This is a genomic window from Streptomyces sp. Da 82-17 (genome assembly GCF_046098215.1).
Classification (GTDB): domain Bacteria; phylum Actinomycetota; class Actinomycetes; order Streptomycetales; family Streptomycetaceae; genus Streptomyces.
This window is the reverse complement of record NZ_JBJURH010000006.1, coordinates 1-21,768: the sequence shown is the minus strand read 5'-3', so window position 1 is coordinate 21,768 and position 21,768 is coordinate 1. Positions and strand designations below refer to the sequence as shown.

Genomic DNA, 21,768 nt, shown 5'->3' with positions numbered 1-21,768 from the left:
GGGCCGCGTCAGGGAACCGTCAAGGCCGGAGCCCGCCCTCATCAGGGATGCATCAAGGCCGGGCCCCGCGCCGTCAGGGAGCCGTCAACGACCGCCGCACCGGCCTGAACAGGGTGTTCTCTCGATCTGGCCGTTCATCCCGAACGGTTGACCCGGACCTCACTCAGGAGCCTGCGATGGCCGATCTGGCCTTCGTCGTCACCACGATCGCGGTGTTCGCGCTGGTGGCCGTCATCGCCAAGGGGGTGGCGAAGCTGTGACCGTCGAGAACATCGTCGGCCTCGTCGTCGCCGTGGCCCTCCTCGGCTATCTCGTCCTCGCCCTCGTCGATCCGGAGAGGTTCTGAGCGACCCGATGAGTCCGATCCTCGCCGACGTGCTCCTGGTGACCGCGCTCATAGCGGCGCTCGCCCTGGTGCACCGTCCGCTCGGCGACTACCTGGCCGCCGTCTACACCTCCGACAAGCACCTGCGCGTGGAGACGTGGATCTACCGCGCGGTGGGCGCGAACCCCGACGCCCAGATGCGCTGGCCCGCCTATCTGCGCGCGGTCCTCGCCTTCTCCGCCGTGGGCGTGCTCTTCCTGTACCTGCTGCAGCGCGTGCAGGACCGGCTGCCGCTGTCCCTCGGCTTCGACCCGATCAGCCCGGACCAGGCGTTCAACACGGCCGCGTCCTTCGTCGCCAACACCAACTGGCAGTCGTACGCGGGCGAGTCGGCGATGAGCCACGTCACCCAGACCGGTGGCCTCGCCGTGCAGAACTTCGTCTCGGCGGCCGTCGGCCTGTCCGTCGCGGTGGCCCTGATCCGCGGCTTCGCCCGCTCCGGCGGGCCCGAACTGGGCAACTTCTGGGCCGACTTGGTGCGCGGCACCGTACGCGTCCTGCTGCCGCTGTCCGTCGTCGCGGCCGTGCTGCTCGTCGCCGCCGGGGCCGTGCAGAACTTCGGCGACGTCCAGCACGTCACCACCCTCACCGGCGAACGGCAGGCGATCAGCCCCGGGGCCGTGGCGTCCCAGGAGGCGATCAAGAACCTGGGCACCAACGGCGGCGGCTACTACAACGCCAACTCCGCGCACCCCTTCGAGAACCCGAACGGCTTCTCCAACCTCCTGACGGTGTTCCTGCTGCTCGTCATCCCGTTCTCGCTGCCGCGCACCTTCGGCAGGCTCGTCGGCTCCGCCCGGCAGGGCCACGCGGTCGTCGGCGCGATGGCGGCCGTCTGGTTCGTCGGCGTCGTGCTCGTCACCTGGCTCGAGTACGCCCACCCGGGCACCGCCTCGCAGCTCGCGGGCGGCGCGATGGAGGGCAAGGAGCAGCGGTTCGGCGAGGGCCCCTCGTCGCTGTTCGCGGTGTCCACCACGATGACGTCGACGGGGTCCGTGAACTCCTTCCACGACTCGTACGGCGGCCTGTCCGGCGGGGTGCTGCTGCTCGGCATGATGCTCGGCGAGATCGCGCCCGGCGGTGTCGGCTCCGGCCTCTACGGCATGCTGATCATGGCGGTCGTCGCGGTGTTCATCGCCGGACTGATGGTGGGCCGCACCCCCGAGTACCTCGGCAAGAAGCTGGGCGCGCGGGAGATCAAGCTGGCCGCCTGCTACATCCTCGTCACCCCCGCCCTCGTCCTCACCGGCACGGCCCTCGCGATGGCGCTCGGCACGGGCCAGTCGTCGATGACCAACACCGGCGCGCACGGCTTCACCGAGGTGCTGTACGCGTACACGTCGGCGTCCAACAACAACGGCTCGGCGTTCGCCGGGTTCGCGGCCGACACCCCGTACCACAACACGGCGTTGGGGCTGTGCATGCTCCTCGGCCGGTTCCTGCCGATGGTGTTCGTGCTCGCGCTCGCCGGGTCCCTCGCCGAGCAGCGGCCCGTGCCGGTCACGGCGGGCACTTTGCGTACGGAGAAGCCGCTGTTCACCGGCCTGCTGGTCGGCACGATCCTGATCGTCACCGGCCTGACGTTCTTCCCCGCCCTCGCCCTGGGCCCGCTCGCGGAAGGGCTCGCGGCATGACGACCACCGACACGACGAAACAGGACGCGATGTCCGTCACCACCACGCCCGCCCCGCACCAGGACCCGCCGACCGGGCCGAAACCGGACGAGGGCGGCGGAGGCCGGGTCGGCGGCGGAATCTTCGAGCCGAGGCAGCTGCTGACCTCACTGCCCGAGGCGTTCCGGAAGCTGGACCCGCGGGCGATGGTCAAGTCCCCCGTGATGTTCGTGGTGTTGGTCGGCTCGGTCGTCACCACGGTCCTCGCGGTGCGCGATCCCGGCGACTGGTTCGGCTGGGTCATCACCGCGTGGCTGTGGCTGACCGTGCTCTTCGCGAACCTCGCGGAGGCCGTCGCCGAGGGCCGCGGCAAGGCCCAGGCGGACACCCTCCGCAAGGCCAGGACCGACGGCGTCGCCCGGCGCCTCGGCGCCGACGGGGGTGAGGAGCAGGTGTCCGGCACCGACCTGACCGTCGGCGACCTGGTCGTCTGCGAGGCCGGCGACACCGTCCCCGGCGACGGTGACGTGGTCGAGGGCGTCGCGTCCGTGGACGAGTCCGCGATCACCGGTGAGTCGGCGCCGGTCATCCGCGAGTCCGGCGGCGACCGCTCGGCCGTCACCGGCGGCACGAAAGTGCTGTCGGACCGGATCGTCGTCCGGATCACGACCCGGCCCGGCGAGACGTTCATCGACCGCATGATCAACCTGGTGGAGGGCGCGGCCCGGCAGAAGACGCCCAACGAGATCGCCCTGAACATCCTGTTGGCGTCCCTGACGATCGTCTTCCTGCTCGCCGTCGTCACGCTCAAGCCGTTCGCGATCTACGCGGGCGCCGACGCGCAGACCTCCCTGATCGTCCTCACCGCGCTGCTCGTCTGCCTGATCCCGACGACGATCGGCGCGCTCCTCTCCGCGATCGGCATCGCGGGCATGGACCGCCTGGTGCAGCGCAATGTGCTCGCCATGTCCGGCCGGGCGGTCGAAGCCGCGGGCGACGTGTCGACGCTGCTGCTCGACAAGACCGGCACCATCACGTACGGCAACCGGCGGGCCGCCGAGTTCGTGCCCGTAGCGGGTGTCACCGCCGCCGAACTCGCCGACGCCGCCCAGCTGTCGTCCCTCGCCGACGAGACGCCCGAGGGCCGCTCCGTCGTCGCCCTCGCGAAGGAGGAGTTCGGGCTGCGCGAGCGGGAGTCGACCGAGGACGGACCGCAACGGGGCTGCCCCGCACGGGAGCTGACCGGCGCCGAATGGGTGCCGTTCACCGCGCAGACCCGGATGTCCGGCGTGGACGTCGACGGCCGCAAGGTCCGCAAGGGCGCGAGCGGTTCGGTCGTCGCCTGGGTCCGGGAGCGCAGGGGAGAGGTCGCCGAGGACGCCGACGGGATCGCGAACGGGATCTCCGAGGCCGGCGGCACCCCGCTGCTCGTCGCCGTGGAGGACGCCGACGGCGCCCGCGTCCTCGGTGTGATCCACCTCAAGGACGTCGTCAAGGACGGCATGCGCGAGCGGTTCGACGAGCTGCGCCGCATGGGCATCCGTACGGTCATGATCACCGGTGACAACCCGCTGACCGCGCGGGCCATCGCCGCGGAGGCGGGCGTCGACGACTTCCTCGCCGAGGCCACGCCCGAGGACAAGATGGCGCTGATCAAGCGGGAGCAGTCGGGCGGCAAGCTCGTCGCGATGACCGGCGACGGCACCAACGACGCGCCCGCCCTCGCGCAGGCCGACGTGGGCGTGGCCATGAACACCGGCACCTCCGCCGCGAAGGAGGCCGGGAACATGGTGGACCTGGACTCCGACCCGACGAAGCTCATCGAGATCGTCGAGATCGGCAAGCAACTCCTCATCACCCGGGGCGCGTTGACGACGTTCTCCATCGCCAACGACGTCGCCAAGTACTTCGCGATCATCCCGGCGATGTTCACGGCGGCCCACCCCGCGCTCGACAGGCTCAACGTCATGGGCCTCGCCTCGCCCGAGTCGGCGATCCTCTCCGCCGTCATCTTCAACGCGCTGATCATCGTGGCCCTCGTGCCGCTGGCCCTGAAGGGCGTGCGCTACCGGCCGATGAGCGCCGACCGGATGCTCCGCCGCAACCTCGGGATCTACGGCCTCGGCGGCCTGATCGCCCCGTTCGTCGGCATCAAGCTCATCGACCTGCTCCTCTCCCTCGTCCCCGGAATCGGTGGCTGACCGCCATGACCAACTCCCCCGTGCACACTCCCGCGAAGCACACCGGCCGGCTGGTGTGGGCGGCGCTGCGGATGCTGCTCGTCCTGACCGCCGTCACCGGCGTCGCCTACCCGCTCCTGGTGACCGGCGTCGCCCGAGCCGCGTTCCCCGACCACGCCGCAGGCTCGCCGGTGAGGGCCGACGGCCGTGAGGTCGGCTCCGCGCTCATCGGCCAGTCCTGGAACCTGAAGGGCACGGACGAGCCCGACCCCCGGTGGTTCCAGCCCCGCCCCTCCCACAGCGGCTACGACCCGCTGGCCACCGGATCGAGCCAACTCGGCGCGTCCGACGCCCGGTTGACGAAGGCGGTCGGCGCGGCGAAGCGGCAGGTCGCCGAGTTCAACGGCGTGCCGGAATCCGAGGTCCCGAAGGACGCCGTCACCGGCTCCGCCTCCGCGATCGACCCGCACATCTCGCCCGCGTACGCGCGGATCCAGACCGCCCGCGTCGCCCGCGAGAACCGCCTCCCCGAGGCCGAGGTGCGCCGGCTCGTCGACGCGCACACCGAGGGCCGTACCGCCGGGTTCATGGGCGAGCCGCACGTCAACGTCCTCAAGCTGAACCTGGCGCTGAAGGAGGCCGCGGGCCGATGACGAGGGTGCTGGTGGTGGAGGACGACCCGCAGCTCGTCCGGGCCCTCGTGCTCAACCTGCAGGCGCGCAAGTACACCGTGGACGCGGCCCCCGACGGCGCCAGCGCACTGCGGCTCGCCGCCGCCCGCCCGCCGGACGTCGTCGTGCTCGACCTGGGCCTGCCCGACATGGACGGCATCGACGTCCTGGCCGGGCTGCGCGGCTGGTCCCGGGTGCCGGCGCTGGTGCTCACCGCCCGCAGCTCCTCGCAGGAGAAGGTGCGGGCCCTGGACGCCGGCGCCGACGACTACATCACCAAGCCGTTCAGCATGGACGAGCTCCTCGCCCGCCTCCGCGCCGCCGTACGCCGTACGGAACCGGCGCGGCCCACGAGCAGCGTCACCCTCGTCGCCACCGAGGACTTCACCGTCGACCTGGTCGCCAAGCGGGTCCGGCGGGACGGGCGCGACGTCCGGCTCACGCCCACCGAGTGGCAGCTCCTGGAGATCCTGATCAGCCACCCCGGGCACCTCGTCTCGCAGAAACAGCTGCTGCGCGAGGTCTGGGGGCCCACGTACGGCAACAAGAGCAACTATCTGCGCGTCTACATGGCGCAGCTGCGGCGCAAGCTGGAAGCAGACCCCTCCCACCCCCGCTACCTGATCACCGAGCCCGGCATGGGCTACCGCTTCGAGCAGCAGGGGCAGCCGTACGAGGAACGGGCCTAGGACACAGCCGTACGAGGAACGGGCACAGGACACAGCCGTACGAGGAACGGGCACAGGACGAGGACATGGGACGCGGCAGGCTCCGGATCTACCTGGGCGCGGCGCCCGGCGTCGGCAAGACGTACGCGATGCTGAGCGAGGCCCACCGCCGGGTGGAGCGCGGCACGGACTGCGTGGTCGCCTTCGTGGAGCACCACGGGCGGCCGCGCACCGAGGTGATGCTGCACGGCCTGGAACAGGTCGAGCGGCGCGAACTCCCGCACCGGGGCGGCACGTTCACGGAGATGGACGTCGACGCGGTGCTCGCCCGGCGCCCGGCCGTCGCCCTCGTCGACGAGCTCGCGCACACCAACGTGCCGGGCTCCCGGAACGTGAAGCGCTGGCAGGACGTCGAGGAGCTGCTCGCCGCCGGCATCGACGTCATATCGAACCTCAACATCCAGCACCTGGAGTCCCTCGGCGACATCGTCGAGTCGATCACCGGCGTACGGCAGCGGGAGACCGTCCCCGACGAAGTGGTGCGCCGCGCCGACCAGATCGAGCTCATCGACATGTCCCCGCAGGCGCTGCGGCGGCGCATGGCGCACGGCAACATCTACAAGGCGGAGAAGATCGACGCCGCCCTGTCGAACTACTTCCGGCCCGGAAACCTCACCGCCCTGCGGGAGTTGGCGCTCCTGTGGACCGCGGACCGGGTCGACGAGTACCTGAAGGAGTACCGCTCCGAGCACCGCGTCCAGAAGATCTGGGGCTCGCGCGAACGCATCGTCGTCGGCCTCACCGGCGGACCCGAGGGCCGCACCCTGATCCGCCGGGCCGCCCGCCTCGCCGAGAAGGGCGCGGGCGGCGAGGTGCTCGCGGTCTACATCGCCCGCAGCGACGGACTGACCTCCGCGTCCCCGAAGGAACTCGCCGTCCAGCGCACCCTCGTCGAGGACCTCGGCGGCACGTTCCACCACGTCATCGGCGACGACGTGTCCTCCGCGCTCCTGGAGTTCGCGCGCGGCGCCAACGCCACCCAGATCGTCCTCGGCGTCTCGCGCCGCAAGCCCTGGCAGTACGTCTTCGGGCCGGGCGTGAGCGCGACGGTGGCGCGGGAGTCGGGACCCGACCTGGACGTGCACCTCGTCACGCATGACGCGATGGGGCGCGGGCGGGGCCTCCCGGTGGCGCGCGGCGCCCGGCTCGGCCGTGCCCGGATCGCCGGCGGCTGGCTGGTCGGCGTGGGCGGGCCGGTGCTGCTGACGCTGCTGCTCACGACGCTCGTCCCGGACCTCGGCCTGCCCAACGACATGCTGCTGTTCCTGTCGCTGACGGTCGGCGCGGCCCTGCTCGGCGGCGTCTGGCCCGCGCTGGCGTCGGCGGCAGTGGGCTCGCTGCTCCTCAACTACTGGTTCACGCCGCCGCTGCACCTGTGGACGATCGCCGACAGCCGCAACATCCTCGCCATCGCGATCTTCGTCGGCGTCGCGGTGGCGGTCGCGTCGGTGGTCGACCTCGCGGCCCGCCGCACCCACCAGGCGGCCCGGCTGCGCGCCGAGTCGGAGATCCTCTCGTTCCTCGCGGGCAGCGTTCTGCGCGGCGAGACGACCCTGGACGCGCTCCTGGAACGCGTACGGGAGACCTTCGCCATGGACTCCGTCGCCCTCCTGGAGCGGGCCGGGGACCACGAGCCGTGGACCTGCGCGGGGCGGGCGGGGCCGGGGGACGCGGGTTCCGATGACGTGGGCCGGGCCGGGCCCGTCGAGCGGCCCGAGGACGCCGACGTGGACGTGCCCGTCGGCGACCACCTCGCGCTCGCCCTGACCGGCCGCGTCCTCCCGGCCGAGGACCGCCGTGTCCTCGCCGCGTTCGCCGCCCAGGCCGCCGTCGTCCTCGACCGGCAACGCCTCCAGGACGAGGCCGACCGGGCCCGCGCGCTCGCCGAGGGCAACCGGATCCGTACCGCGCTGCTCGCCGCCGTCAGCCACGACCTGCGCACCCCGCTCGCGGGCATCAAGGCGTCCGTCACGTCCCTGCGCTCCGACGACGTGGAGTGGTCGGACGAGGACCGGGCCGAGCTGCTCGAAGGGATCGAGGAGGGTACGGACCGGCTCGACCACCTCGTCGGCAACCTGCTCGACATGTCACGCCTGCAGACCGGCACGGTCACCCCGATCATCCGCGAGACCGACCTCGACGAGGTGGTGCCGATGGCGCTCGGCGGCGTACCCGAGGGCAGCGTCGAGCTCGACGTCCCCGAGACGCTCCCGATGGTCTCGGCGGACAAGGGCCTCCTGGAGCGGGCCGTCGCCAACGTCGTCGAGAACGCCGTCAAGTACAGCCCCGAGGGCGAGCCCGTCCGCGTATCCGCCAGCGCGCTCGCCGACCGCGTCGAACTCCGCGTCGTCGACCGCGGCCCCGGCATCCCCGACGAGGCGAAGGACCGCGTCTTCGCCCCGTTCCAGCGGTACGGCGACGCTCCGCGCGGCGCGGGCGTCGGCCTCGGCCTCGCCGTCGCCCGGGGCTTCACGGAGTCGATGGGCGGCACGCTCGTCGCGGAGGACACCCCGGGCGGCGGCCTGACGATGGTCCTCACGCTCCGCGCGACCGCCCGCCCGGAGGGGGGACACTCCGGGGCGTTTACGTAACTTCTACATGCGTGTCAAACCCCACACGCACGTGGGATGTACGGGAGTTGGCGCCGCTGACTATGGTGCCGGGGATGTCTCGCGCTGACTCCATCCCCCAAATCAAGCAAGACGCAGGATCTCTGCTCCGGGTTGCCTCCAGGAGGCCCCATGAGTGAAACGCTGCGCACACTCCACCGGACCTCGGCCCCGCTGCCGCCGGCCCGGACCGCACCGGAGAGCGAGACGCTGACGCTGCGAAGAGCCACGGCCGCAGCTCCTCCGGCGCAGAAGACGGAGAAGGGGTCCACGGGGGCCAAGGGCGGAAAGCAGCGGGACGCGTTCTTCGACAACGCGAAGTACATGGCGATCGTGCTCGTCGCGATGGGCCACGCCTGGGAGCCGCTGCGCGCCGACAGCCGCGCGGCCGCGGCGCTCTACATCGCCGTGTACACCTTCCACATGCCGGCGTTCATCATCATCTCCGGCTACTTCTCGCGCAGCTTCGACGCCAGCCCGGGCCGCCTGAAGCGCCTGGTCACGGGCGTCGCCGTGCCGTACGTGATCTTCGAGTTCGCGTACTCGCTGTTCAAGCGCTGGGCCGACGACGACCCCACCCACCCGATCAGCCTGCTCGACCCCTGGTACCTGGTGTGGTTCCTGGGCGCCCTGTTCATCTGGCGCCTGACGACCCCGCTGTGGAAACTGGTCCGCTGGCCGATCCCGCTGGCCCTCGCCATCGCCGTGCTGGCCTCCGTCTCCCCCGACATCGGCGACGACCTGGACCTCCAACGCGTCCTGCAGTTCCTGCCGTTCTTCGTCCTCGGCCTGTGCCTGAAGCCGGAGCACTTCCGCCTGGTCCGACGCCGCGAGGCCCGCATCATCGCCGTACCGGTCTTCGCCGCGGCCCTGGTCTTCGCGTACTGGGCGGCCCCCCGCATGAACGCCGCCTGGTTCTACCGCCGCGACAGCGCCCAGGAACTCGGCGTCCCCGGCTGGGTCGGCCTGCCGATGACCCTCGGCATGTTCGCCTGCTCCCTGATCCTGGTCGCCTGCTTCTTCGCCTGGGTCCCGGGCCGCCACATGTGGGTCACGGCCCTCGGCGCCGGCACCCTCTACGGCTACCTCCTCCATGGCTTCCTCGCCAAGGGCTCCCGCTTCTGGGACTGGTACGAGGTCGACTGGGTCCACACCCCGCTGGGCGCCGTCGCGATCACCGTCTTCGCCGGCGCACTCATCACCGCCCTCTGCACCCCACCGGTCCAACGCATGTTCCGCTGGTCCATGGAGCCCAAAATGGAATGGGCCTTCAAACGCCAGGCAGACACTCTGGACCGCAGGGCCAAGCGCTGACCCTCGCCGCACCCCCGAAACCCGCCCGCTTCCCGGGCGGGTTTCGCCGTTCAAGACCCCGGCTCGGACAACTCCCGCCTCTCTTGGGGGAGTTGCCCCGAGATCGCCCTCACCTGTGACACCGAGCGCGTCCGTGACGCAGTCGTAGGTGGGCCGACTGATCATCGGCCTCCCCGATCCGCATGTTCCCCCCGTGCGTGCGGATCCTTCTCCCGGCGCGGGTGCATCCCCCGTCGCCCGCGCCGGGAGCAAGTCGCCCTGCGGACATCGGGCCCTGCCCGGCCGCCGGGCCGTGACGCGAAGAGGCCCGGCGGACGTGCCGTCCGCCGGGCCTCCGTCGTCCCGAGGCGCTACAGGCCGCAGGAGCCGCGATCCAGGTGGAAGTAGCGGCCGTTGGCCCAGCGGCACAGCCGGATGCCGACGACGACGCCGAGGATCGTGACCAGCGCGGGCACGTATCCCCCGGCGACCTGGATGATCGGGATGGCCGGGCACCCGCCGGAGATCGCCCACCCGGTGCCGAACAGCACCGCGCCGGGCACCACGCCCGCGTGGATCCGCCCCGGCGTCCGGCGTACCCGCAACAGGGCGAACGCGCAGATGATGAGCCCGACGGCGCCCGCGAAGGTGAAGAACATCCGCAGGTCCTGGAACGTGAACATACGGTTCAGCTCGGCGTAGTCACCGAAGCCGATACGGGAGACGGTGTAGCCGAGAGCCAGCCCCGTGACGACGTTGGCGACGAGAATCGCACCACGCGTACGCATCAGATCACCTTCCACAGAAGGAACGACACCGCGACGGCGGTACCGAAGAACACGGCGGTCGCGACCAGGCTGACCGGCCGCAGCCGACCGCAGCCGTTGAGCCCGTGACCGGAACTGCACCCACCGGCCAGCCGCGTGCCGAAGCCGACCAGGACGCCCCCGACGAACAGCAGGACGACCATGGTGACCGGGTTCGCGGTGACCACGTCCCGGAACCCCGGGCCCATGTCGAGGCGAAGCTCGAACTGCCCGGAGGTGATCGCGGCGATCAGACCGCCGAGGAAGATCGACACGAGCAGAGCGGCCTGCGTGACCAGCGGAGCCGGATTCTGGCTCGTCACCGGGGAGTTCTCGGCCGCGGCCGGGGCAGGGGAGTGGGCGTCGAACTGCTCGGCGGTCCCGAACTGCCCCGCGCTGCCGTGCGGTTCAGCGGTTCCGAACTGCTCGGCGGTCCCGAACTGTTCAGCCTTTCCGAACTGGTCCGCGTTCCCGAACTGTTCAGCCTTTCCGAACTGCTCCGCCGTCGCCGCGGCCAGGGCGTCGGCGAGGGCCTGGTCGTCGGTGAACTCCTCGTCCATCCGCTCCAGTCGGCGTTCCCTGCGCCAGTGCAGCACGCGGTCCCACGCCGACGACACCCCGAACGACCGGTCCGTGGTGAGGGCGTAGTAGACGGTGATCAGCGCGAGCCCGACGGCGCCGGCCCACCAAGGCCAATAGCCGCTCATGCGGGGCCTCCCATCCATGCGGTGAGCCGAGCCCACCAGCCGCGCTTCGGCTGGGAGTTCCGCCCCGCACGCTCCGGGCGGCCGGCGGCGCCGGGCCGGCCCGCGGCTACGCCCGGTCCCGTGCCGGTGCCTGAGTGCGTACCCGTGGCCGCGCCCGTACCCGTCGTACCCGTACCCGTCTCTTCGAGGTACCGAGCGCTCGCTCCGTTGGGGAGCAGACTGATCGGCACCCGTTCACCGGTGAGCGACACCTTGTACCGCGCGCAGTCGAGCCATCGGTCCTCGCTGTCGCAGTAGTAGTCGCGCCACCCTTGCAGACTCGCCCTGAGCAAAGGGAAGAGGGGGCATCCTGCGGAGTGCGAGCAACTCACGTTGCTCCCTTCTGACCGGCGCACACCCCCCGTTCCATGCTGGCGGTCGCCGTTTCTCTCTTGCCTTCCGCGCCCAAGTCGAGGATGTCGAGGGCGCGGTGATGGCCTGTCACGGCTCGGGGCAGGGGGTTCCCCGCCTCGGCCGGGCGTGATGGAACCACTGTTCGGTAACGCAGGCAATTCAGGAAGCGGCCACAACCGCGGGACATCGCCGAGGACGCCACAACCCGCAATATCGGGCGGGCACGTCCATATGGCCACGGCTCCTGCCGAAAGACGTGTGTTTTTCGTGGAGTTCGTGTGCGCGCAGCGGCCATTTGCGGGTGGAGGCGTGAATTCGCTTGTGACGAAATTGTTGATATTACTGGGCGTTAACAAGGGCGCGCTGATGTGCGCTGATGTGCCCTGATGAATGAAGGAGTCCGGAGTCCCATGTGCCGACGCGTTGTCTGCCAGTCATGCCGTAAGGCGACCTATGAGGGCTGCGGGAGGCACGTGGAGCAAGTGCTCGCCGACGTACCGGCCGCGCAGCGGTGCACCTGCGAGCCGGCCCGGCGAGCGGCAGCCCAGCGAGAGGCAGCCCAGCCCGGGCCGGTACGAGAGTCCGCGCGCGAGCCCGTGGCGGCAGGCGGGCCGAAGGACGGCAAGTGGGCCCGGCTCGTGGCGTGGATCAAGAGCCCCGCCTGACCGTCGAGGACGAGGAGCCGCGAGGCACTCTCAAGCCGCCAACTCCTGCCCCTCGCCCGCGGCCAGCGCCACCGCGCGCCGCACCGATCCGGCGGAGGCGGCCAGCAGAGGAAGCCGCACGGCAGGGCTCGGGATACGGCCCTGGGCGTGCAACACCCCCTTGATCACAGTCGGGTTGGGCTCGGCGAAGAGGGCGGCGGACATCCGGGCCAGCTCGGCGCCCAGCCTGCGGGCCGGCCCGGCGGCGTCGCGCCGCCACAGCGAGATGAGCTCGGCGTAGTCGGCGGTGCGCACGTTGGCCGACGCGAGGATGCCGCCGTGGGCGCCCGCCGCGAGCAGCGGGGAGATGACGGCGTCGTCACCGCCGAGCACCGCGAAGTCCGGGGAGGGCGAGCCGAGCAGTTCCACGGTCGCCGCGTCGATCGCGCCGGTCGCGTACTTGACCCCGACGACCTGCGGCAGCCGGCTGAGCGCACGCATCGAGCCGACGCCGAGCGGCTGACCGGTGCGGTACGGGATGTCGTAGACGACCAGCGGCAGGCCCCCGTGCTCGGCGAGCGCCGTGAAGTGCGCCAGCGTCCCCGCTTCGCCGGGCCGGGTGTACGGCGGCGCGGGCACCAGCGCTGCGGCGACGTCGCCGCGCTCCGCGAGCTCCCGCAGTGCCGTGATCGCCGCCGCGGTGTCGTTCGTACCGACGCCGACGATCAGCGGCGCTCCGTGCGCCCGGCAGGCCGCCGCGCAGACACGGACCACGGTCCGCTTCTCCTCGTCGGTCAGCGTGGCCGCCTCCGCGGTGGTGCCCAGGGCGACGAGGCCGCGGGCGCCCCCGGTCGACAGCGCCTCTTCGGCGAGGCGGGCGAGCGCGTCCGGGGCGAGGCGCAGATCGTCGGTGAACGGGGTCACCAAAGGGACGAACAGGCCGGTCAGGTTCGCTTCGGGCTTCATGCGTCCAGCGTGACCGACAGAACCCGGTAGAACCAGTTCATGTTTCTTCGCTCATACGTAAGCTGACCTTATGCTCGATCTTCGCCGTCTCCGCCTGCTGCGCGAACTGGACCGGCGCGGCACCATCGCCGCCGTCGCCGAGGCACTGGCCTACACCGCCTCGGCCGTCTCCCAGCAGCTGAGCGTCCTTGAGCGCGAGGCGGGCGTACCCCTGCTGGAACGAAGCGGCAGACGGGTCGCACTGACCCCCGCGGGACGCACCCTCGTCACCCACGCCGACGCCGTGCTCGAACGCCTCGAACTGGCCGTCTCCGAACTGGCCGGGGCACGCGAGGGCATCGGCGGCCCGCTGCGCATCGGTACGTTCCCCTCCGGCGGCCCGGCGATCGTCCCCGCCACGCTGGCCGAACTGGCCCGGCAGCACCCCGCGCTGGAGCCGATGGTGCAGGAGATCGACTCGGCCCGGGTCTCCGACGGCCTCCGCGCCGGCGAACTCGACGTGGCCCTCGTCCACGACTACGACTTCGTGCCCGCCTCCCCGGACACCACGGTCGACCAGGTGCCGCTGCTGGAGGAGCCGATGTACTTGGCCACGGCCACGGCCACGGCCACGGCCACCGCACCGGAACCGGCACCCGACACCGACCCCGACACCGACACCGGCCCCGACACCGATTCCGCCGAGGACCTCACCGCCCGAGACGGCACACTCGCGGACCTCCTCGGACCGTGGGCCACGGCTCCCTGGATCACGGCCCGCGACGGCACGACCGGCCACGCGATGGCGGTACGGGCCTGTCAGGCGGCCGGATTCCAGCCGCGCATCCGCCACCAGGTCAACGACTTCCGTACGGTCCTGGCGCTGGCCGCCATCGGCCAAGGCGCCGGATTCGTACCGGAGATGGCCACCGCCCACGCCCCCGAGCACGTGGTCCTGACCCCGCTGCCCCTGTACCGCCGCTCGAAGGTCGCCTTCCGCGCGGGCGGCGGCGCCCACCCGGCCATCGCGGCCTTCGTGACAGCGGCACGAACAGCGATCGCCGCAACAGCCCCCCACGCACCCTGAGCGATCTAGCCCGCCGAACCCGCCCAACTCCCGCGCCCAGCAAGGCAGAAGAGCAGAACAACACCTCCAACGCCCCGGACAACAAAGAAGCCCCAGGTCGCTGACCTGGGGCTTAGCTGTGGAGCGGGTGACGGGAATCGAACCCGCGCTCTGAGCTTGGGAATCGCGGGGTGATCTCGGGGGGTTATTCCTCTGACCTGCGGCTATGGCTGCTCGGGGTGAGTCAGTGGCGGTTGCTGTTTTGCTGCCGTTCCCCGGGGTTACCCGACGGACCGGGCACGCATCGGGCACGGGTCGGGCAGGAACGCGGGGCTATCGCTTGAGCGCGCGGTAGCGCTTCATGAGGGCGGTGAGCTTCTCGGGGCTCGCGCCGCTGTTCAGCTCTGCGAGCAGATCGTCAGGGCAGAGTTCGTAAAGGTCGCCCCACCAACGTCGGGCCTTGTTGTCCCAGATCCGGTACCCGCCGGGTACCCCTCGGGCGACGTAGCGCCGCTTGCTCAACTGTCCTCCCCCCCCGTCGGCGATATCCCTCAGCGGACGCTAACGGTTGATCGGAATCTCGTACACGATCTCGCAGCGGCTGGCGGGCACCACGATGTCCGCCGTCTCGACTGGCCGCCCGTCGTTGCTGTAGTACGTCCGCCGGATGTGCGTGACGAGTGCGGCCTTCTGGATGCCGAGCAGTGATGCCTCCTCGGCGGTCGCCTGCCGGGGCTCCGGCTGCTCGACGGCGTGGCTGACGGTGACCCCGATGGCGGCCATACGGTTCACGACGCCGGCCCCGGCGTGCGGCCCACCCTCGGGGAGTACGACGAGAGTGCCGGCGGTGAGGTCGTACGGCTCCCAACTCGTCGACAACTGAACGGGTTTGGCGTCCGCCAGGAACTCGTACGTGGTCCGTACGCACAGATCGCCCTCGGAGATCCCGAGCCGTGCCGCGATGTCTGCGGGGGCCGGCACCTTGGCGTCGGTCCTGCTCTCCCAGTCGCCCTGTCTGCCGACGGCCTTCATGTCGGCGCGGAACGGTGACCCTTCGGGCTGCTCGCGAGCGGACGACCGGACCACCCGTACGCGTTGCCGGGGTTCGGTGACGTACGTACCTGAACCGGCACGGCCCTCAAGTACGCCTTGGGAGATCAGCAACTCCTGGGCCCTGCGCACCACGTTCTCGCCCACGCCGCACTCCTGGCCGATCTGGGCGCGGGAGGGCAGGCGGTCGCCGGGTTCCCACTCGTGGTCCGCGATGCGCCGCCGCAGTTCGTCGGCGATGCGGAGATAGGGCGGCTGCTCAGGCATATGGAAAATCTAGTTCACTAGCTCTAATCTAGTTAACTGGCTTCACTGAACGTGATTGCCGAGCAACGGAGGCTGCCCTGTGCCCAGTTCGGGAGTGGTTCGGGAGTGAGCGCGGGGTCCATCGCTGCCCGGCTGTCCGCCCTCGGTCTCCCCGTACGAGTGGAGGAGCACCCAAGGCACACATCGGTGGAAGCGGAGGTGCCCGGTGAACTCTCCGCCGAGTTATGGCGGGAGGCCCTGGACGTGGTGGCCGAGGCCGATCGGTTCGGGCTTCTCGCCGCCAGCTTGAACGGCCGCACCCTCTGGGCGGTCGTACGCAAAACGGTCCCCTCGACGGGCGATGTCGGGGGACCGAGCCGTCAGCGATAGGAGCTGAACAGCGTGTTCAACCGTATCCGCCGTGCCCTGTCCCTTGCCAGGGTGCGGAATTCCTCTATGGACAGGCACCGGCGACCTCGTCCGTTAACGCCCTCCTGCCCTCCGGCCTCTTCTCCCGCTCCACGGACGGGTGCTGGCACCCCCGCCCGCCCGACGCCTCATTGCTCTCTGCTCGCTGGGGAGGACGTTGCACTCGTCCGTCCGTACGTGCTGGCGCGTGAAAGGCGGGTCCGGACGCTTTCGGTGTTCGTCGCCCCTCACCTGCCGGCGGATGCCCGGTCGGCTCTGGTGGGAGGCCGCTGATGGCGTCGCGTCGACAGTCGAGGATTGCGGACACCTCTCCCGCTTCGTATCGCTCGGCCGCATGCAGGATCGGTACGCACTCCGCCTGCGCTGAGTCCGACCCGGCTCCGGCACCCGCCGGTATCCCGTTGATTAGCGAAGCGTGCGCTGCCGTTGCCATGCGGCTGGCGACCTGCCCGCGCTCATGGAGGTGACGCGGTGAGCTTCCAAGCCCCCGCAGGTGCACTGGTCTCCAACATCGAGATCAACGCAGCCACTGTCCAACGCGGCGACGTCATCCAACTCGGTGGCCACGCCTACCGCGTGAGATACCTCTTCCAGCTCCCCCAGGGAGCGAAGCAACTGATCTTCGAGCCAGGCGAGTTGTTGACCATACATGCGCGTACTCGGCTCGTCGCCGTGCGCATGCTGGGAAGGCGGTGACTGGCCTCATGCGCTCACGCCGCCACACCATCGCCGACGATCTACGGCAACAGATCACCAGCGGCCGCATCCAGCCCAGCGAACGCCTGCCGTCCGAAGCCGACCTGGCCGACCGATACAAGGTCAGCACCTTGACCTTGCGGCACGCCCTCGCCGTACTCCAGGGCGAAGGCCTCGTCGAGAAGATCCATGGCAAGGGCAACTTCGTCCGCCGCCCGCTCCGCAAGACCATGTACGTCGGCGGCTGGGGAATCCTGGACCCGTGGACGGCAGCCGAGCCGGCATTGCGCGTCACCGTTAGCAGCAACACGGTTCAGGCCCCAGCACACTTAGCGACCCTGATGAAGGTGTCAGTGGGCAGCCCCCTCGCAGAGTTCACCTGCCTCAGCTACGAGGGGGAGTCGCTGCACGGCCTGGCGCGCATCTACCTGCCGCGCGACCTGGCCCCGGCTGGACTGCTCGACGACTCTGCCTCCCGACAGGCGGCTGCGAGATTCGCTCAGCTCTGCCCGCTGCAGACTGCTGTCCGAGAGACGGTGTGTGCTCGCCCACCAAAGACCGACGAAGCCTCGGCCCTCCGGCTAGCCGCCGCATCGGTCGTCCTCTCCATTACCCGCATCGCCACTGACTCCACCGGCCGCATCGTCGAAGCTGCGCTCCTGACCTTCCCTGGAGACCGCATCGACGCCGTCTTCACCACGCACCCCATGACCGACGAGAGGCAGGCCCGAGCATGACACCGCCGAACGAACTGCGTCTCCTCCCCTGGTCGGGCCCGGAGGGCAAGCCCTGCTACTTGAGCACCGACGACAGGGACGGCTACATGTCCCGCCTGGCGGACAACGTGGAAGTGGTCCAACTCGCCGCAGCAGAGGATCTATTGGACCGGGCAACCGAAACCCTCAACGACCAGGAAACGGCCATCGAGGAGCTGCGGTACCTGTCAAAGGACCTGACCGGCGCTTTGCGAGATGTCCTCCGCGTCGCCACCAGCCGCGGCCACCTCCTGGCGCTCAGCGAACCGCGCGAGTCGGCCTACTGACCCGCGTGCGTGCTGACCTGCACGACGCGACGAAGCCCACGGCATCTGAGATGTTCAGATGCCGTGGGCTTCTGGTGTTGTTTGTGGCCTCAGTCAACCCGGGAACCGCTTCGTTCCGAAGCAACTTGGATGCCCGCCGCCTTTGAGTTGCTGTGCCTGGCACCTGCGCTCATGGTCTGCTGACGTCCACGGTTGCCAGGCGGTTGGGCGCTCAGCGAGCTCCTCCCACCAAGCCTGAGTGGCCTCTGACGCATGGCTACCACTGCGATGCAGTCGTCTATTCACGCGGAAGTAGACTGTCAAATTTAATCCCGGCAAACTCTTCGACCGTCGTCATGAATTTCCACATGGAGGTCGATGGGTTCTTGCCTTGAATGGGGGCATCTGGGGCAAAACGGCTATCCAAATCTGCTGCCCTACTGATCGCCTGACCGATTCCTTCCTTGAGGGCATCGAATTCGAAGCCCTTTTCTTTGTAGGAGGCGATCTCCTTGTCTGCGAGTTTAACCATACCGCTAGTTGTGACTTCGCGATTATGGTTAAGCAGGTGCAGTATTAGCCACAGCTCGAAGCATGGATTAGAAACTGCGCATTTGATCCCATTCTTTGCGGCGAGAGAAAGGGCGGAGCTTAAACTTCCGTGTGGAGGGGTTTCGACGTCGAACAGGCACCAGATGGCATCGTAGGCATCTCCGGCGCGCATTTCATCTGCCCGCTTTATTGCGCTCCGCACCAGACCCAACGGCTCGCCGTTCTTACTTCCGGGCTCAATTTGGATTGGGTGTCTACGCAGGATCTTCCTGAGGCCATTAATGTATAAGCGCTCTGTAACTTCCCCCTCAAAGAAAACCAAAACCTTCTTCTTGGCCGGCCTGGCGTTGGATCTCCGGGTTAGCGATCTCCCCTGTCGACTCATGACTCCACCGCCACAACTTCTGAGATCACGACCTCTAGAAGTTCTTCATCGAAGAAGGGGAGTCCACCGTATCTTCCCCCGAGGTAGCGCTTTTCTACGTTTTCAATCGAGCGAACCTTATAGTCCGTCAGTGGGTAAATAGATGTAGCGCCTTCAATCTTCTCGGTTAGCCAGACTTGGTCACGCCGCAATGTCGCTACAGCGTCTGGTCCAAGCAAGGCCGCGTCGTGAGTGTTGAACAGTAGCTGGGCCCCGTGTGGGTTGGTCCGTGGATCTTGGAACAGCCTAACGAGCTGGGCAGATAGATTGTGGTGAAGCCGGGCGTCCAACTCGTCGATGACGAGAACGCAGCCATGCATAAGTGTGGAAATGATTGGGCCTACGATGCCAAGCCAGCTTCGCGTGCCGCTGGACTCGAGCTCTAGGGGCAATTTGAACTCGTTTCCCTCGATCACGTGGGAAAGCTCGACGTCCATACCGGCCGAGATTTCGTCTGGGTTGACGTCAGTCACTTCTGAGTCCAATTGCTGGATAAGTTCAGCAATCTTTGCGGCCTGCTCGGGTGGGAGTTTTACGTCGGAGAATGAGACATTCGAAACTCCTAGGTCTGCGTACTTAAGCAATGCGAGAATTGCCTTAGATTCGTGCTTTTCGAGGTAGTGGCGCGTTTCCCTCAGGCGTGGTTCGAAGTTGCTTTCCCAGGCGATTCGCAGGTTATCGGAAAACCAGTCGAAGACAGGAAGTAGCTGCTTGTGATTATTTGCAGCAGCGGCCGAAAGGAATAGGCTGTTAGGCCGCAACATTCGCTCCACTTGGACTTTCTGGCCGTGCAGGGTGGGGCCGAAGCTGATAGGAGAGCCAGGTTGTCGATCGTAGATCTTGCGTGGGCGCCCCTCCGGGTACGAATACAGCCACTCGCTCAGGAACTCTTTCGAGTTGCAAGTGAAGCCGTATTCGTACCGGACGTCCTCTGCAACAAACTCAATGGTGAATTTGCTAGGCTCGTTCGCCTTATCGGGGTCCAGGAGGAATGGGCGGCGTGCGATGTCGGCTCGCGGCCGCCAGCGTTGATGTGAGTTGATGACGGAGCTTCGCATGAAGGAAAGAGCATGGATCAAGTTGCTCTTTCCGGCGGCATTCGGACCAAAGATGCCGGCTGTCGGCAGGACCCACTGAGGGAACCGTGGGACCTGACGAACCGCGAGTCCCTCGTGGGGCTTCTCGGCAATGAGTGTCAGTTCCGCCTCGTCGCGGAACGATGCGTAGTTGGCGACTGTGAAGCGCAGCAACATGGTGACTCCTAGCATGGGGCGGCTTGTCATCTGGGCGCTCCTCAGGACAAGAATTGCTCTGTGAGGCACCCTGATGCAACATCTTGAGGTGATTGAAACCCGACAGAGACGACCAGGATGACCGTTCATGCTGAGTGCCTGGTGGTCTCGGCGCGGCGCTCGCCCTGAGGGGCGTTGAGTCGCGCAAGGTGCGGGGCGTGGTGTTGGGCCGGGTGTCGTGAGCGTCGTGCCCAGGTCTTGTGGCACGAGAGGCCGGCGGAGCGGCTTTGGGCTGGAGCTGCTTTGGGGCGAGTGGTCTTGGCCCCGTAAGCTTCCGGCGCGTCGGGCAGTCTGTGGACCTGCCCGTTAAAGCACGACGTTGGGGCCAAGATCTTCGAGGCTCGCCCCAAAGTGGCTGCCTAAAGCCGTGGAGCCGGCCGCCCCAGCCACAGAGGGTTTCTCCCCACCTCATGCCCGCAGCCGCCGAGCGCGCCGACGGGCGCGGCCAGCCGGGGCGGAGACAGGAGGCAGGCCGCGCCGCACAGGCGGCGCGCGCCCGCGCCGTGCGCGGGCCTTGATGAAGTAGGGAAAGTCTTATCCCGCAGTGACGAACTGCTTGCCGTCGTGGCTTCGTACGTGGGGGCCGTTGTCGTCCAGGGCGTCCAGGAGTCTGGCCGCGTAGACCTCGGGCATACGGGCGGTGATCTCGTCAGGCGTGAGCCAGGCGACGGCTGTTGACTCGTCGGAGGTGCGCTCGGTGCCGCCGGAGGGCTTACAGCGGAAGACCAGGGCGACGATGCCTCGGGCGGTGTTCTTGTAGACGCCGGTGAGTTCGTCGACCTCGACCTGGATGCCTGTCTCCTCCAGGACTTCGCGGGCCGCGCCGGCCTCCGGGGTCTCGTTGAGTTCGAGTACGCCGCCGGGGAGTTCCCAGTTGCCGTTGTCGGCCCGGCGGATCGCCAGGAGCCGTCCGTCCTCCCGTACCACTGCCCCCGCTACGGATACGGAGTGCAGGGGTGGTGAGGTGGGGTCCTGTGCTTGACTCATCTACAGGAGCATAGGAGGCAGGGAAGGACTATGGGAACTTCGGTGGCCGGGGGCAAGTCCGAGCCTGAGTACGTGCGCATCGCGAACGAGATCGTGCAGCAGATCCGGGCGGGTGTGATCGAGCCGGGCCAGATGGTGCCGAGTGAATCGGTGCTGGTGGAGCGCTATGGCGTGTCCGGCGGTACGGTCCGGCGGGCCATGACCGAGGTGCGGGCGAGTGGGCTTGTCGAGACTCGGCACGGCAAGGGTTCGATCGTGAAGAACCGGCCGCCGGTACGGCACCGCTCCTCCGACCGTTTCCGGCGCTCGCACCGCCAGGGCGGCAAGGCCGCGTACCTCGCGGAGTCCGCACAGTCCGGTGCCACCGCCAAGGTGAGCGTCCTCTACATCGGGCCCATGGAGGCCCCCGCGGATGTCGCGGAGCGACTGGGTGTCCCTGCGGGTGCTCAGGTGTTGGCCCGCCGGCGGCTCTACTTCCGCAACGGCACTCCGGTCGAGACGGCCTCCTCGTACCTCCCGTGGGACGTCGTGAAGGACATCCCGGAGCTGTTCGCCGAGAACCCCGGTGGCGGTGGCATCTACGCCCGACTCGAAGACCACGGGCATGAGTTCGCGGAGTTCGTCGAGACGCTGCAGGCTCGGCCGGCCTCCAAGTCGGAAGCCTCCGAGCTGGCGCTCAACCCGAGTGCGCCCGTGGTGCACCTGGTCCGGGAAGCCCGTACGACGGCCGGAGTCGTGGTCGAGGTCTGCGACACGCTCATGGCGGCTGACCAGTTCGTTTTCGAGTACAGGATTCCTGCCGAGGACTGACGCGGAGTTAGACGTTGTTTCAGATGGCGAGTGTGCGGGAGCTTCCGACGTCCGGTGATTATGGACCCTGCCACGTGCGAGGTACCGGGAGGAACGTCGCCTGCACACCGAGTGCGGGCGAATGGTCATGCTTAGTGCCAGGGTGGTGTGGGGGCGCCGTCTGGATCCAGCCCGTGCGGCCACCGGTCTTTGAGCAGTGTCCAGGCACCGCCCGCGTCGGC

General features: G+C 68.8%; 23 protein-coding genes. 15 read left to right on the top strand and 8 right to left on the bottom strand.

Features of this window, described 5'->3' with window-relative positions:
- The first annotated feature begins 47 nt into the window (after window positions 1-47).
- The 8 genes from ACIDOF_RS11875 to ACIDOF_RS11840 all read left to right on the top strand — a co-directional run bounded on the left by ACIDOF_RS11875 (window position 48) and on the right by ACIDOF_RS11840 (window position 9,500).
- Window positions 48-260, top strand: coding sequence for a hypothetical protein (locus ACIDOF_RS11875; protein ID WP_409005776.1), 213 nt, complete (start codon window positions 48-50; stop codon window positions 258-260).
- Window positions 257-346 (top strand): K(+)-transporting ATPase subunit F, encoded by a 90-nt coding sequence (gene kdpF / locus ACIDOF_RS11870; protein ID WP_409005775.1) that lies wholly within the window; start codon window positions 257-259, stop codon window positions 344-346. Before ACIDOF_RS11875 ends, kdpF begins: the two co-directional genes overlap by 4 nt.
- Window positions 347-354: 8 nt before the next feature.
- Window positions 355-2,019, top strand: coding sequence for a potassium-transporting ATPase subunit KdpA (gene kdpA / locus ACIDOF_RS11865; protein ID WP_409005774.1), 1,665 nt, complete (start codon window positions 355-357; stop codon window positions 2,017-2,019).
- The gene (gene kdpB / locus ACIDOF_RS11860) at window positions 2,016-4,199 is read left to right on the top strand and encodes a potassium-transporting ATPase subunit KdpB (RefSeq protein ID WP_409005773.1); all 2,184 of its coding nucleotides are present in this window, start codon (window positions 2,016-2,018) and stop codon (window positions 4,197-4,199) included. Before kdpA ends, kdpB begins: the two co-directional genes overlap by 4 nt.
- A gap of 5 nt (window positions 4,200-4,204) precedes the next feature.
- On the top strand, window positions 4,205-4,831 hold the full coding sequence (gene kdpC / locus ACIDOF_RS11855) for a potassium-transporting ATPase subunit KdpC (RefSeq protein WP_409005772.1): 627 nt from the start codon (window positions 4,205-4,207) through the stop codon (window positions 4,829-4,831).
- On the top strand, window positions 4,828-5,538 hold the full coding sequence (locus ACIDOF_RS11850) for a response regulator (protein WP_409005771.1): 711 nt from the start codon (window positions 4,828-4,830) through the stop codon (window positions 5,536-5,538). Before kdpC ends, ACIDOF_RS11850 begins: the two co-directional genes overlap by 4 nt.
- A 65-nt stretch (window positions 5,539-5,603) precedes the next feature.
- Window positions 5,604-8,168: an ATP-binding protein gene (locus tag ACIDOF_RS11845; RefSeq protein ID WP_409005770.1), complete on the top strand. Its 2,565-nt coding sequence runs from the start codon at window positions 5,604-5,606 to the stop codon at window positions 8,166-8,168.
- A gap of 150 nt (window positions 8,169-8,318) precedes the next feature.
- Window positions 8,319-9,500, top strand: coding sequence for an acyltransferase family protein (locus ACIDOF_RS11840; RefSeq protein WP_409005769.1), 1,182 nt, complete (start codon window positions 8,319-8,321; stop codon window positions 9,498-9,500).
- 350 nt (window positions 9,501-9,850) lie between these two features.
- Here the strand turns inward: ACIDOF_RS11840 and ACIDOF_RS11835 are convergent, their stop codons facing one another.
- Entirely contained in the window at window positions 9,851-10,267 is a 417-nt protein-coding gene (locus ACIDOF_RS11835; protein ID WP_409005768.1) for a YeeE/YedE thiosulfate transporter family protein, read from the bottom strand.
- Window positions 10,267-10,992 (bottom strand): YeeE/YedE family protein, encoded by a 726-nt coding sequence (locus ACIDOF_RS11830; protein WP_409005767.1) that lies wholly within the window; start codon window positions 10,990-10,992, stop codon window positions 10,267-10,269. Before ACIDOF_RS11830 ends, ACIDOF_RS11835 begins: the two co-directional genes overlap by 1 nt.
- A gap of 866 nt (window positions 10,993-11,858) precedes the next feature.
- On the opposite strand from ACIDOF_RS11830, the gene ACIDOF_RS11825 reads away from it, so the two are divergent.
- Entirely contained in the window at window positions 11,859-12,050 is a 192-nt protein-coding gene (locus ACIDOF_RS11825) for a hypothetical protein (protein WP_409005766.1), read from the top strand.
- Window positions 12,051-12,080: 30 nt separating this feature from the next.
- Here ACIDOF_RS11825 and ACIDOF_RS11820 read toward each other — a convergent pair whose 3' ends face one another.
- A complete protein-coding gene (locus tag ACIDOF_RS11820; RefSeq protein ID WP_409005765.1) occupies window positions 12,081-12,995 on the bottom strand; it encodes a 4-hydroxy-tetrahydrodipicolinate synthase family protein in 915 nt (304 codons plus the stop codon).
- Between the two features lie 70 nt (window positions 12,996-13,065).
- Between ACIDOF_RS11820 and ACIDOF_RS11815 the strand changes: the two genes are divergently transcribed.
- Complete coding sequence (locus ACIDOF_RS11815) at window positions 13,066-14,061, top strand: LysR family transcriptional regulator (RefSeq protein ID WP_409005764.1); 996 nt, start codon at window positions 13,066-13,068, stop codon at window positions 14,059-14,061.
- A 312-nt stretch (window positions 14,062-14,373) separates the two neighbouring features.
- Here the strand turns inward: ACIDOF_RS11815 and ACIDOF_RS11810 are convergent, their stop codons facing one another.
- On the bottom strand, window positions 14,374-14,562 hold the full coding sequence (locus ACIDOF_RS11810; protein ID WP_409005763.1) for a hypothetical protein: 189 nt from the start codon (window positions 14,560-14,562) through the stop codon (window positions 14,374-14,376).
- A 39-nt stretch (window positions 14,563-14,601) separates the two neighbouring features.
- A complete protein-coding gene (locus ACIDOF_RS11805) occupies window positions 14,602-15,357 on the bottom strand; it encodes a GntR family transcriptional regulator (protein ID WP_409005762.1) in 756 nt (251 codons plus the stop codon).
- Window positions 15,358-15,429: 72 nt separating this feature from the next.
- Here ACIDOF_RS11805 and ACIDOF_RS11800 point away from each other — a divergent pair, with 72 nt between their 5' ends.
- The 4 genes from ACIDOF_RS11800 (at window position 15,430) to ACIDOF_RS11785 (ending at window position 17,503) form a co-directional block, all read left to right on the top strand.
- Complete coding sequence (locus tag ACIDOF_RS11800; RefSeq protein WP_409006081.1) at window positions 15,430-15,726, top strand: hypothetical protein; 297 nt, start codon at window positions 15,430-15,432, stop codon at window positions 15,724-15,726.
- 510 nt (window positions 15,727-16,236) lie between these two features.
- Window positions 16,237-16,461: a hypothetical protein gene (locus tag ACIDOF_RS11795; protein WP_409005761.1), complete on the top strand. Its 225-nt coding sequence runs from the start codon at window positions 16,237-16,239 to the stop codon at window positions 16,459-16,461.
- A gap of 8 nt (window positions 16,462-16,469) precedes the next feature.
- Entirely contained in the window at window positions 16,470-17,198 is a 729-nt protein-coding gene (locus tag ACIDOF_RS11790) for a GntR family transcriptional regulator (RefSeq protein WP_409005760.1), read from the top strand.
- The gene (locus ACIDOF_RS11785) at window positions 17,195-17,503 is read left to right on the top strand and encodes a hypothetical protein (protein ID WP_409005759.1); all 309 of its coding nucleotides are present in this window, start codon (window positions 17,195-17,197) and stop codon (window positions 17,501-17,503) included. The genes ACIDOF_RS11790 and ACIDOF_RS11785 overlap by 4 nt, the downstream gene beginning before the upstream one ends.
- Window positions 17,504-17,780: 277 nt before the next feature.
- Here the strand turns inward: ACIDOF_RS11785 and ACIDOF_RS11780 are convergent, their stop codons facing one another.
- The 3 genes from ACIDOF_RS11780 to ACIDOF_RS11770 form a co-directional block, all read right to left on the bottom strand.
- Window positions 17,781-18,356 carry an RloB family protein gene (locus ACIDOF_RS11780; protein ID WP_409005758.1) on the bottom strand — a complete coding sequence of 192 codons (576 nt, stop codon included), beginning with the start codon at window positions 18,354-18,356 and terminating at the stop codon, window positions 17,781-17,783.
- 59 nt (window positions 18,357-18,415) lie between these two features.
- A complete protein-coding gene (locus ACIDOF_RS11775) occupies window positions 18,416-19,711 on the bottom strand; it encodes an AAA family ATPase (RefSeq protein WP_409005757.1) in 1,296 nt (431 codons plus the stop codon).
- Window positions 19,712-20,284: 573 nt separating this feature from the next.
- Window positions 20,285-20,737 carry an NUDIX hydrolase gene (locus ACIDOF_RS11770; protein WP_409005756.1) on the bottom strand — a complete coding sequence of 151 codons (453 nt, stop codon included), beginning with the start codon at window positions 20,735-20,737 and terminating at the stop codon, window positions 20,285-20,287.
- Window positions 20,738-20,767: 30 nt separating this feature from the next.
- Here ACIDOF_RS11770 and ACIDOF_RS11765 point away from each other — a divergent pair, with 30 nt between their 5' ends.
- Window positions 20,768-21,547 carry a GntR family transcriptional regulator gene (locus tag ACIDOF_RS11765; protein WP_409005755.1) on the top strand — a complete coding sequence of 260 codons (780 nt, stop codon included), beginning with the start codon at window positions 20,768-20,770 and terminating at the stop codon, window positions 21,545-21,547.
- The last annotated feature ends 221 nt before the right edge of the window (window positions 21,548-21,768 follow it).

Coding starts and splice junctions, on each gene's coding strand:
- ACIDOF_RS11845 (WP_409005770.1), top strand. CDS start 5,604: ATGGGACGCGGCAGGCTCCGGATCTACCTGGGCGCGGCGCCCGGCGTC.
- ACIDOF_RS11765 (WP_409005755.1), top strand. CDS start 20,768: ATGGGAACTTCGGTGGCCGGGGGCAAGTCCGAGCCTGAGTACGTGCGC.
- kdpC (WP_409005772.1), top strand. CDS start 4,205: ATGACCAACTCCCCCGTGCACACTCCCGCGAAGCACACCGGCCGGCTG.
- ACIDOF_RS11785 (WP_409005759.1), top strand. CDS start 17,195: ATGACACCGCCGAACGAACTGCGTCTCCTCCCCTGGTCGGGCCCGGAG.
- ACIDOF_RS11775 (WP_409005757.1), bottom strand. CDS start 19,711: ATGTTGCTGCGCTTCACAGTCGCCAACTACGCATCGTTCCGCGACGAG.
- ACIDOF_RS11770 (WP_409005756.1), bottom strand. CDS start 20,737: ATGAGTCAAGCACAGGACCCCACCTCACCACCCCTGCACTCCGTATCC.
- ACIDOF_RS11875 (WP_409005776.1), top strand. CDS start 48: ATGCATCAAGGCCGGGCCCCGCGCCGTCAGGGAGCCGTCAACGACCGC.
- ACIDOF_RS11805 (WP_409005762.1), bottom strand. CDS start 15,357: ATGCCTGAGCAGCCGCCCTATCTCCGCATCGCCGACGAACTGCGGCGG.
- ACIDOF_RS11830 (WP_409005767.1), bottom strand. CDS start 10,992: ATGAGCGGCTATTGGCCTTGGTGGGCCGGCGCCGTCGGGCTCGCGCTG.
- ACIDOF_RS11790 (WP_409005760.1), top strand. CDS start 16,470: ATGCGCTCACGCCGCCACACCATCGCCGACGATCTACGGCAACAGATC.
- kdpA (WP_409005774.1), top strand. CDS start 355: ATGAGTCCGATCCTCGCCGACGTGCTCCTGGTGACCGCGCTCATAGCG.
- ACIDOF_RS11850 (WP_409005771.1), top strand. CDS start 4,828: ATGACGAGGGTGCTGGTGGTGGAGGACGACCCGCAGCTCGTCCGGGCC.
- ACIDOF_RS11840 (WP_409005769.1), top strand. CDS start 8,319: ATGAGTGAAACGCTGCGCACACTCCACCGGACCTCGGCCCCGCTGCCG.
- ACIDOF_RS11835 (WP_409005768.1), bottom strand. CDS start 10,267: ATGCGTACGCGTGGTGCGATTCTCGTCGCCAACGTCGTCACGGGGCTG.
- ACIDOF_RS11820 (WP_409005765.1), bottom strand. CDS start 12,995: ATGAAGCCCGAAGCGAACCTGACCGGCCTGTTCGTCCCTTTGGTGACC.
- ACIDOF_RS11815 (WP_409005764.1), top strand. CDS start 13,066: ATGCTCGATCTTCGCCGTCTCCGCCTGCTGCGCGAACTGGACCGGCGC.
- kdpB (WP_409005773.1), top strand. CDS start 2,016: ATGACGACCACCGACACGACGAAACAGGACGCGATGTCCGTCACCACC.